The organism is Desulfococcus sp., assembly GCF_050178255.1.
GTDB classification, from domain to species: Bacteria; Desulfobacterota; Desulfobacteria; order Desulfobacterales; family Desulfococcaceae; genus Desulfococcus; species Desulfococcus multivorans.
Window position 1 is genome coordinate 7,284 of the sequence record NZ_JBFXGG010000068.1, and the last position, 8,629, is coordinate 15,912.

The following is an 8,629-nucleotide window of genomic DNA, read 5'->3' on the forward strand; positions in this document are numbered from 1 at the left end:
GGGAGGCTGAAGGCTGAAGACTGAAGGGTGAAGGGGGGATAAGGGGGCTGTTTGGCGCAGGTGCGCCTTTTCAGCCTTCAACCTTCAACAGACGGGAAAAGAGAAAGGAGCATATTCATGGCATTCAAACCCTGTTCGCGGCTGCTGGCCGATCTCATCCAGGCCGGCGCGGAAAAGAGATGGCAAATGGAATACAAGGGCGTCGTCAGCACCGGCGACACCTTCGGCGGAAGGACCGTGGGTCCGGCCGCGTGGCAGAGCGCGGACAAACGCTTCATCCTGCTGATGTTCCGGGAGGCGGGGCTCTGCGAGTACGACCTCCTGCAGGCGGATCCCGAGAGCACCACGGAGATGGTCGATTTCATGGGAAGCTACGGCCACTCCCCCGACGAACTCCTGGCGGCCACCCGGGTCGCCTTCACGGCCAACGCGGCCCATGCGGTGCCGCCGCCGGACACCACCCCCCGGCGGATCGGCTGCACCCTGGCCGGGCACTGCGACGCCGGGGGCGAAGGCGGCCTGTTCGACGCGACTGCAACCAGCCCTGACGCGCCCCTCATCGTCCTGGGCCGCACCGAAGCGGACGGGCTTCTCCGGTCCGTGGTCTTCTTCGAGAACCTGCAGATCCCGCCCGGGCGGGTGGGCTCGGCTGTCCTGGCCTTTACGGCCGACGGCGGGGAGATCCTGGTCCGGGACCTCACGCCCCTTGGGGCCTGGACCGGGAGCGACTATGCAGCCTGGGGGGAGTGGGCCGACGGCCGGTGGCGGATCCCGCCGGAGGGCCTCGACCTCAGCGGGCTCGAGCCGCCCCTTATCCTCGACGGCGTCACCCATCTCCGGTTCAGGATCGATCCCGAGGGCAACGGCGGGGCCGGCCTCTGGATCACCGTCAACGACACCGGAGGCCAGCCGGTGGGGTCGCTGTACACCGAGGCGCCCTTTGACGCGCCCACGGTTTTTCTCGTCCCCTGCACCCCCGTGGGGCCGGGCCGGATGCTCAACCACGTCAACATCAGCCTCAACGACGCCGTCTCCACTGCCGGGTGCGACGAGATCGCCGCCGTTGCCAAGACCGCGGGGCAGGTGTCGGACCCCATGGCCGCGGATATCGGCCTCACCCTCGACCCGGCGCCGCCCACCACACCGGCCCTGCGGGCCGCGCTCCTGGCGGACCAGCGCCCCCTCAGGACCTTCTGGGACCTCCGCGCCCCATGGACCCCGGGCGACCCCGTGCGCTCCCCCGACATCGCCCCCATGCTCAACACCCTTCTCACCGACAACGCCTACACCCCGGGAATGAACCTGGCCCTCGTCCTCGAAACCCGCTTCCCCGACAAGACCATCACCGACATGGCACGACAATGCAAGGCGGGGTGCGGGATTTTTATTGAGATAAATTGGGGGTAAGGGTGTTAGGATTTTAGGGTGATTATGGGGTTACTAACCATCAATTCATAATTCATAATTCATAATTATCAATTACCTACGTAGGGGTCGGGCCAAGTCAAGTGCCTGAAATCCATAAATTATTCATCCAAAAACAGGCGTTTTCAGGGCTTAAACGGCTGTTTTCGGGTGCAAAAATGGCGGTTTAAGCCGTTCGGGCGGCATCGGGGTCGACGGATTTTCCCTTAGACCGGCGTTTTTGACCCCAAAAATGCGCTTCTAAGGCGATATTCTGGCTTTTTATGGCATGTATTCGAAGTGATTCCGGGAGATTTGCTTGGCCCGACCCCAATTTCCTACGCTTCTTCCGTCTCGCGTTCCTCGAGCAGATTGTCGAGCCAGTCCGGGTCCATCTCCGGCACCGAGGAGAGGAGCAGTTCGGTGTATTCGTGGTGGGGCGGCTTGAGGATTTCCCGCTTGCTTCCCTGCTCCACGATGCGCCCTTTGAGCATCACCACGATCTCGTCGGCGATGGCTTTGACCGTGGTCAGGTCGTGGGTGATGAACAGGTAGGAAACGCCCAGTTCGTTCTGGAGATCCTGCAGCAGGGCCAGGACCCCCTCGGCCACCAGCGGGTCGAGGGCGGAGGTGACCTCGTCGCAGATGATGAGGTCCGGATTGGCCGCCAGGGCGCGGGCGATGCAGATCCGCTGCTTCTCGCCGCCCGAGAGCTCGGACGGGTACCGGGAGATGTACCTGGCCGGGAGCTCGACCATCTCCAGCAGCTCCCGGATGCGCTCCTCCCGGGCCTGCCCGGTGGTGCCGAAATAGAATTCCAGGGGCCGGCCGATGATCCGCCGGATCTTCTGGCGGGGATTGAGGGCCACGTCGGGCATCTGGTAGACCATCTGCATGCGGCGGAGCACCTCCGGGTCCCTGTTCCTGAAGTCCGGCGGCAGCACCTGCCCGTCGAAGCGGATCCGGCCTTCATAGGGCGGCAGCAGGCCGGTGACGACCCGGGCGAGGGTGCTCTTGCCGCTGCCCGACTCCCCCACGACGGCCACGGTCTTCTTCGGCGCAATGGAGAGGTCGATGTCCCGGATCACCGGGACGCCCGGGCGGTAGGCCGCCGAGACGCCTTCGATCTCCAGGATGTTGTCCGTCTTTCGCGTCCGGACATCCTTGTCCTCGCGGAGGGAGCGGATGGCGATCAGATCCCGCGTGTATTCCTGCCGGGGATTTTCCAGAAGTTCCCGGGCCTCGCCCTCCTCCACCAGGTCGCCGTTTCGGAGCACCATGATGCGGTCGGCCAGCTGGGCCACGACGGCCAGATCGTGGGTGATGTAGATGGCGGCGGTCTGCCGGGCCTGGATCACCTCCTTGATGGCCGCCAGAACTTCGATCTGGGTGGTCACGTCCAGGGCGGTGGTCGGTTCGTCGAAGATGATGATGTCCGGATCTCCGGCCATGGCCATGGCCACCATGGCCCGCTGCAGCTGCCCGCCCGATACCTGGTGGGGGTAGCGGTACCCGATCCGTTCGGGGTCGGGCAGGTGGAGCCTGCGGTAGAGGTCGACGGCCTTTTTTTCCGCCTCGGGGTAGGACATGATGCCGTGCTGCACCGGCAGCTCGGCGAACTGGTGGATCAGCTTGTGGGCCGGGTTGAAGGCGGCGGCGGCGCTCTGGGCCACGTAGGCGATCCTGACCCCGCGCAGCTTTCGCTGTTCACGTTTGGAGAGGGCAATCAGGTCCATGCCGTCGAAGACGACGGATCCCGAGCGGATTCGGCAGCCGGTGCGGGTGTAGGCCATGGCCGCCAGGCCGAGGGTCGATTTTCCGGCGCCGGACTCTCCGATAAGGCCCAGGACTTCGCCCCGATCGAGGACCATGTCGATGCCCTTGATGACCGGCCGCCACTGTTCGCCTGTTCTCGCTTCGATGACAAGATTTTTAATGTCCAAAAGATGGGGCATGGGTGCGTCTCCTGAATCTTGAGGGCGGTGCCGCCGATCCATGGCGGGCCGCCCTGTTTTCTTCAATGGTTTCTGAGCCGGCTGCTCTGGTGCAGGAACCAGTCGACCACCAGGTTGACGCCGATGGTCAAAACGGCGATGGCCGCCGCCGGATAGAGGGGCGTGAGGATGCCGAAGGTGATGGCGCCCGCGTTCTCGCGAACCATGCTCCCCCAGTCGGCCGTCGGGGGCTGAATGCCCAGTCCCAGGAAGCTGAGGGCGCTGATGAACAGGAACACGAAGCAGAAGCGGAGGCCGAACTCGGCGATGAGCGGCGGCATGGCGTTGGGGAGGATCTCCCGGCGCATGATCCACCAGAGCTTCTCTCCCCGGAGCCGGGCGACCTCGATGAACTCCATCACCTCGATGTCCATGGCGACGGCCCGGGCCAGGCGGTAGACGCGGGTGGAATCGAGGATGGCGATGACGACGACGAGGACGGGGATGGCGGTTCCCATGACCGAGAGGACCATGAGGGCGAAGATCAGCGTGGGGAAGGCCATGATGATGTCGACGATGCGGCTGATCACCTGGTCCGTCCACCCCTTGAGGGTTGCGGCCAGAAACCCGCAGGCGGCCCCGACGGTGAAGGAGATGAGGGTGATGAGCAGGGCGATGGTGATGGTGTTGCGGGCGCCGTAGGCGAGGCGCGTCAGCATGTCCCTGCCCAGCTGATCGGTTCCCAGCAGGTTTTCGGCGCTCGACGTCACCCAGACGTCCCCGACCACCGCGGTTTCCGGATAGGGGGCGATGACGGGCGCCAGGATCATCGCCAGGAGGTTGAGGAGGATGATGATCATCCCGATGCGGGCGCTGGCGGGGGATTTTTTCAGCAGTTTGATTGCGGTCATTCCGGAGGCTCCTTGTCTCTCTTGATCTGTTGCATGGGCGGTCTTTTTCTTCCGATCTTTTTCCGATCTTTTTCTGAGGGGCCTGCGGGGCCCGCGGGCTATTTGGGGTTTCTCAACCTGGGGTTGCTGAGGGTGGAGAGGATGTCGGCACTCAGATTGAGAAAGACGTAGGTGAAGGCGAAGATGAGTCCGACGGCCTGGACCACCGGGATGTCCCGCTTGGCGACGGAATCGACCAGGAGCTGCCCCAGCCCCGGGTAGACGAAGACCACCTCCACCACCACCACCCCGACCACCAGGTAGGCCAGGTTCAGCACCACCACGTTGATGATGGGGGAGAGCGCGTTGGGGAAGGCGTGGTGGAGGATCACCCGCTTCCACGAGAGCCCTTTCAGGCGCGCCATTTCGATGAACGGGCTGGTGAGCACGTTGATGATGGCCGCCCGGGTCATGCGCATCATGTGGGCCATGACCACCAGGGTGAGGGTCAGGCAGGGCAGGGCCACGGCATGGATTTTCTGGAGCAGGGACATCCGCGGGCCGATGTTGGACATGCTTGGGAACATCGCCAGCTGAACGGAGAAAACGGCGATCAGGATGTAGGCGACGAAAAACTCCGGAAAGGAGATGGCGCTCAGTGTCCCGATAGAGATGAATCGATCGAAGAGGGTGTTCCGGTAGAGCGCGGCGAGGATGCCCAGGACCACGGCAAGGGGAATGGAGATCAGCGCCGTGATGCCGGCCAGGAAGAGGGTGTTGGAGAGGCGCCAGCCGATGAGTTCCGCGATGGGCCGGCCGTTGGCCAGAGAGTTTCCGAAGTCGCCCTGCATGAAGGATACCAGCCAGGAAAAATAGCGGGTGTAGGGCGGCAGGTCCAGCTTCAGCTCCTTTTGGAAGGCCTCCACCGTCTCGGGGGTGGCGCTCTGGCCCAGGACCGCCTCGGCGAGGTCCCCGGGAAGGGCTTCCACGCCCAGAAAAATGAGCACGGAGATAACCAGCAGCGTGACGACGCCCAGTCCGAGCCGTCTTAAAATCATGGATGTGTTCGTCTGCATGAGAAAAACCTGTTGCAATAGGGGAAAGCGGTCCATTCCGGCATGGAATGCCGGCCTTCCCCGGTTAGAATGTTGTCGATGTGTCGTATGGTTGCCGCGGATACGGCATCGCCCCGGGTGAATTCCGGGGGATGATGCCGTATCCGCGGCGCCGGGTGCCGGAGGGGCGTGATCAGGACTTGAACCACCACCGTTCCGGGCCCCGGAAGCCGTCCAGCTCCCAGTTGACGGCCATCTTGCCGTGGCCGAGCCGGTCTGTTGCGGCCGCGAGGTCGGCGGCGAACATGGGCACCACCACGCCGCCGTCATCCCGAATGATCTGCTGCATCTCGGCATACATGCGCCGGCGTCCGGCCTCGTCCAGCTCCGCCCGGGCACTTGCCAGAAGCGCGTTGAAGCGTTTATTGTCCCAGGAGGTGTCGTTCCACGGCGCGCCGGCGGCGTATGCCGTGCTCAGCATCATGTCCTCGGTGACCCGCCCGCCCCAGAAAACGGCGCACCACTCCTTCTTCATCCAGACATTGCTCCAGTATCCATCGTTGGGCTCCCGCACCACCTCGATGTCGATGCCGGCTTTGGCGGCCTGCTCCCGGTAGAGGACGCCTGCATCCACGGCACCCACGAAGGCGGCCTCGGCGGTGTGGAGCCTGAATCTGGCATCCTTCAGTCCGGATTTTTTCAGGTGAAACCTGGCCTTGTCCGGATCGTACTGGCGCTGGGGGAGGTCCCCGGCATGGAAGCGGTTGGCGCTGCTGATGGGATGGTCGTTGCCCACGGTGCCGTACCCGCGAAGGATGGTCTTGACCATCTGCTCCCGGTCGACGGCGTATTTGAGGGCCATCCGGACGTCGTTGTTGTCGTAGGGCTTCATATCGCACTGCATGGCGAAGGTGTAGTGCTTGAACCCGTCCTGCCGCAGAATCTGCAGGTTGGGGGTGCGCTCGAGGAGGCGGACGGTCTTTCGTTCACAGCGGTTCATGACGTCGATCCGGCCGGTTTTGAGCGCGTTGGTCCGTGCGTTGACGTCGCTGATGGCGAGGGTCTCCACCTCGTCGAAGTGGCCGCGGTCCGATTTGAAAAAATTGGGATGGCGCACGGCGAAGGCCCGGACGCCCGGCTCGAAATTCTTCAGGACATAGGCGCCGGTGAAGATGCCCGCGGTAAAGTCGCCGCCCGCCGGCACGATGCAGAGGTGGTAGTCGCTCATGATGTACGGGAAGTCGGCGTTGCCGTCCTCCAGGATGAAGGTGACGGTGTGCTTGTCGTCTTTCCGGATATCGGTAATGGCCTTGACGATGGCCTTGGCCGCGGACTTGCTCTTTTCACCCCGGTGGTGGTTGATGGAGTAGACGACGTCGTCGGCGTCCATGGTTTTTCCGTTGTGGAATTCCACCCCTTTGCGCAGCTTGAAGGTCCATGCTTTGGCGTCCGGAGAGGCCTCCCAGCTTTCGGCCAGCTCGGGCACCGGCTTGTTCTCGTGGTCGATCTCCACGAGACTGTTGGCCAGCTGGCCGTAGATCAAAAGCTGCATCATGATATCGGTGATGGCGGCCGGATCCAGCGAGTCGGTGGTGGATCCCCCCGAGAGGCCCATCCGCAGGCGCCCGCCTTTTTTCGGCGTTTCGGCTGTGGCCGGACGCGGCAGCAGGGAAGGGGAAACGGCGGCCATAAGCCCCAGGGCTGCGGCCCGGGAGATGAATTCCCGCCGGGATATGGCGCCTTTCAGGAACAGTTCCTCGAGTGTTTTTAAAACCGACATGAAGCCTCCTTTGCGATAAATTGACAAGGTTATAATGGGGGTATCATTGAATGGCGATGTCACGGGTCGCCGGCCGGGGCGCTCCGTCCTTCCGGATCTTCGATCAGGTCGAGAATCCTTTCAATGGCGAGACGGTATTCCCGAATCTCCTCCGGGTCCAGGTTGTCCAGCCTGGAGGCGAGCTTGTTTTCGATGGGATCCGGAAGGTCCCGGCCCAGTTTCAGCCCCACATCCGTCAGCGTGATGAGGGCGATCCTGCGATCGGCGCGGTCCGGCACCCGGTCCACGAGACGCTTCTTCTCGAGCCGGTCGATGACGCCCGTCATGTTGGAGGGGGTGACGTGGAGCCTGCGGCTCAGCTCGGCCGACGACAGCGGCCCGGTCTTGAAGAGCATCCTCAAGGCCGCGCTCTGGGAGCTGGTGAGGCCATGGCCGCGGCTTGCCTGGATGGCGTCATGGTAGACAATGCGGTACAGCCGACGAATGGCCGCCACGATGGCCTGGATCTCCGGATCGTTTCGGGTCATTTCAAATGCCCACTTTTTCGGGTTAAAGTTACCTGATGTTAATAGTTGAGAAGGAGATAATCAAGACCTAAATATTTTGTACACAATGTTTTTAAATCCGAGGCAATGGCAGCCAGCAATTCCATTTATCGTTCTTTAAAAACTATTCCAATATGTTATTACGCCATCCATCGCATCCAGATCCGAAAATATATGATTAGCATACAAAGCTTTGCTTCGTGCGCCAACCCCCTTCTAAGAAAACGTCATTTTCTTGTAAATTTTGGAACCGACCCCCGGATCGTTTGAAACGCTAATCACCTAACACTCTAACACCCTAAAACTCTAAAACCCTAATCACTTTTTTTCATTCAAAACCCCATCCTTCCCCCCCTTCGCCCCATCCTTTTCCCAGCCCTGCTATGACAGAGACAACGGTTGACCGTTGGCGATAAACCCACAACAACATGGAAAGGAGAAAACATCATGGCTATCGTAGCACTCACCTGGGAACAGGACTCTCTCATTGCGGCAGGTCTTCTGGAAAACGGCGCCGACGATCTCGGCTGGACCCTGGCGGCGGACGCCCGGATCAAGACCGAGGAGAACCCCGTGGGCCTCGGCCCGGTCGTCTTCAAGGGACGCCCCAAGGACGACGACGGCAAGGTCGACACCCGGAACGGCAGCCCCAGGGACGCCCTCTTCATCTTCTACAAGGAGACCGAAGCGGTGCGGACCACCCTGGAGGCCCAGGACCCCGTCGACGTGGTGGACACCATCGTCGATTTCCTGGCGAGCCACGGCGGTGACGCCGCGGCCATGACCGCCCTGGCCCCGGCCGTCGCTTAACCCGAAGCGCCCGATCCCCGAAAGGGGGTCGGGTTGGCCCCTTCGGGGCGGTGTTAGGGTGTTAGACATAATGATTGACAGTTACCATCCGAGTTTCCGGAACGTCCGGATCTGCGCAACCCGCAGAGATTCATCATGGGCTCCGACGAGTTTTGGTGACCCATTCTCGCCCATGATGAATCTCTGCTGATATCCTCGGATGGAATATATT

Annotated in this window: 7 protein-coding genes; 2 read left to right on the forward strand and 5 right to left on the reverse strand. The window is 62.2% G+C overall.

Translation table 11 applies throughout. The annotated features are described in order from the left end of the window. Positions 1-117 precede the first annotated feature (117 nt). Positions 118-1,407 (forward strand): hypothetical protein, encoded by a 1,290-nt coding sequence (locus AB7S84_RS12265; protein WP_428154729.1) that lies wholly within the window; start codon positions 118-120, stop codon positions 1,405-1,407. A 335-nt stretch (positions 1,408-1,742) separates the two neighbouring features. Here AB7S84_RS12265 and AB7S84_RS12270 read toward each other — a convergent pair whose 3' ends face one another. The 5 genes from AB7S84_RS12270 to AB7S84_RS12290 form a co-directional block, all read right to left on the reverse strand. Continuing rightward, positions 1,743-3,359: an ABC transporter ATP-binding protein gene (locus AB7S84_RS12270; protein WP_428154731.1), complete on the reverse strand. Its 1,617-nt coding sequence runs from the start codon at positions 3,357-3,359 to the stop codon at positions 1,743-1,745. Positions 3,360-3,421: 62 nt separating this feature from the next. Continuing rightward, positions 3,422-4,249: an ABC transporter permease gene (locus AB7S84_RS12275; RefSeq protein ID WP_428154733.1), complete on the reverse strand. Its 828-nt coding sequence runs from the start codon at positions 4,247-4,249 to the stop codon at positions 3,422-3,424. A gap of 98 nt (positions 4,250-4,347) precedes the next feature. Next, a complete protein-coding gene (locus tag AB7S84_RS12280) occupies positions 4,348-5,304 on the reverse strand; it encodes an ABC transporter permease (protein ID WP_020878585.1) in 957 nt (318 codons plus the stop codon). Positions 5,305-5,476: 172 nt separating this feature from the next. Beyond that, positions 5,477-7,063 carry an ABC transporter substrate-binding protein gene (locus AB7S84_RS12285; RefSeq protein WP_428154736.1) on the reverse strand — a complete coding sequence of 529 codons (1,587 nt, stop codon included), beginning with the start codon at positions 7,061-7,063 and terminating at the stop codon, positions 5,477-5,479. A 59-nt stretch (positions 7,064-7,122) separates the two neighbouring features. After that, a complete protein-coding gene (locus AB7S84_RS12290; RefSeq protein ID WP_428154738.1) occupies positions 7,123-7,590 on the reverse strand; it encodes a MarR family winged helix-turn-helix transcriptional regulator in 468 nt (155 codons plus the stop codon). A gap of 465 nt (positions 7,591-8,055) precedes the next feature. On the opposite strand from AB7S84_RS12290, the gene AB7S84_RS12295 reads away from it, so the two are divergent. Then, positions 8,056-8,418: a hypothetical protein gene (locus tag AB7S84_RS12295; protein WP_020878588.1), complete on the forward strand. Its 363-nt coding sequence runs from the start codon at positions 8,056-8,058 to the stop codon at positions 8,416-8,418. Positions 8,419-8,629: the final 211 nt, after the last annotated feature.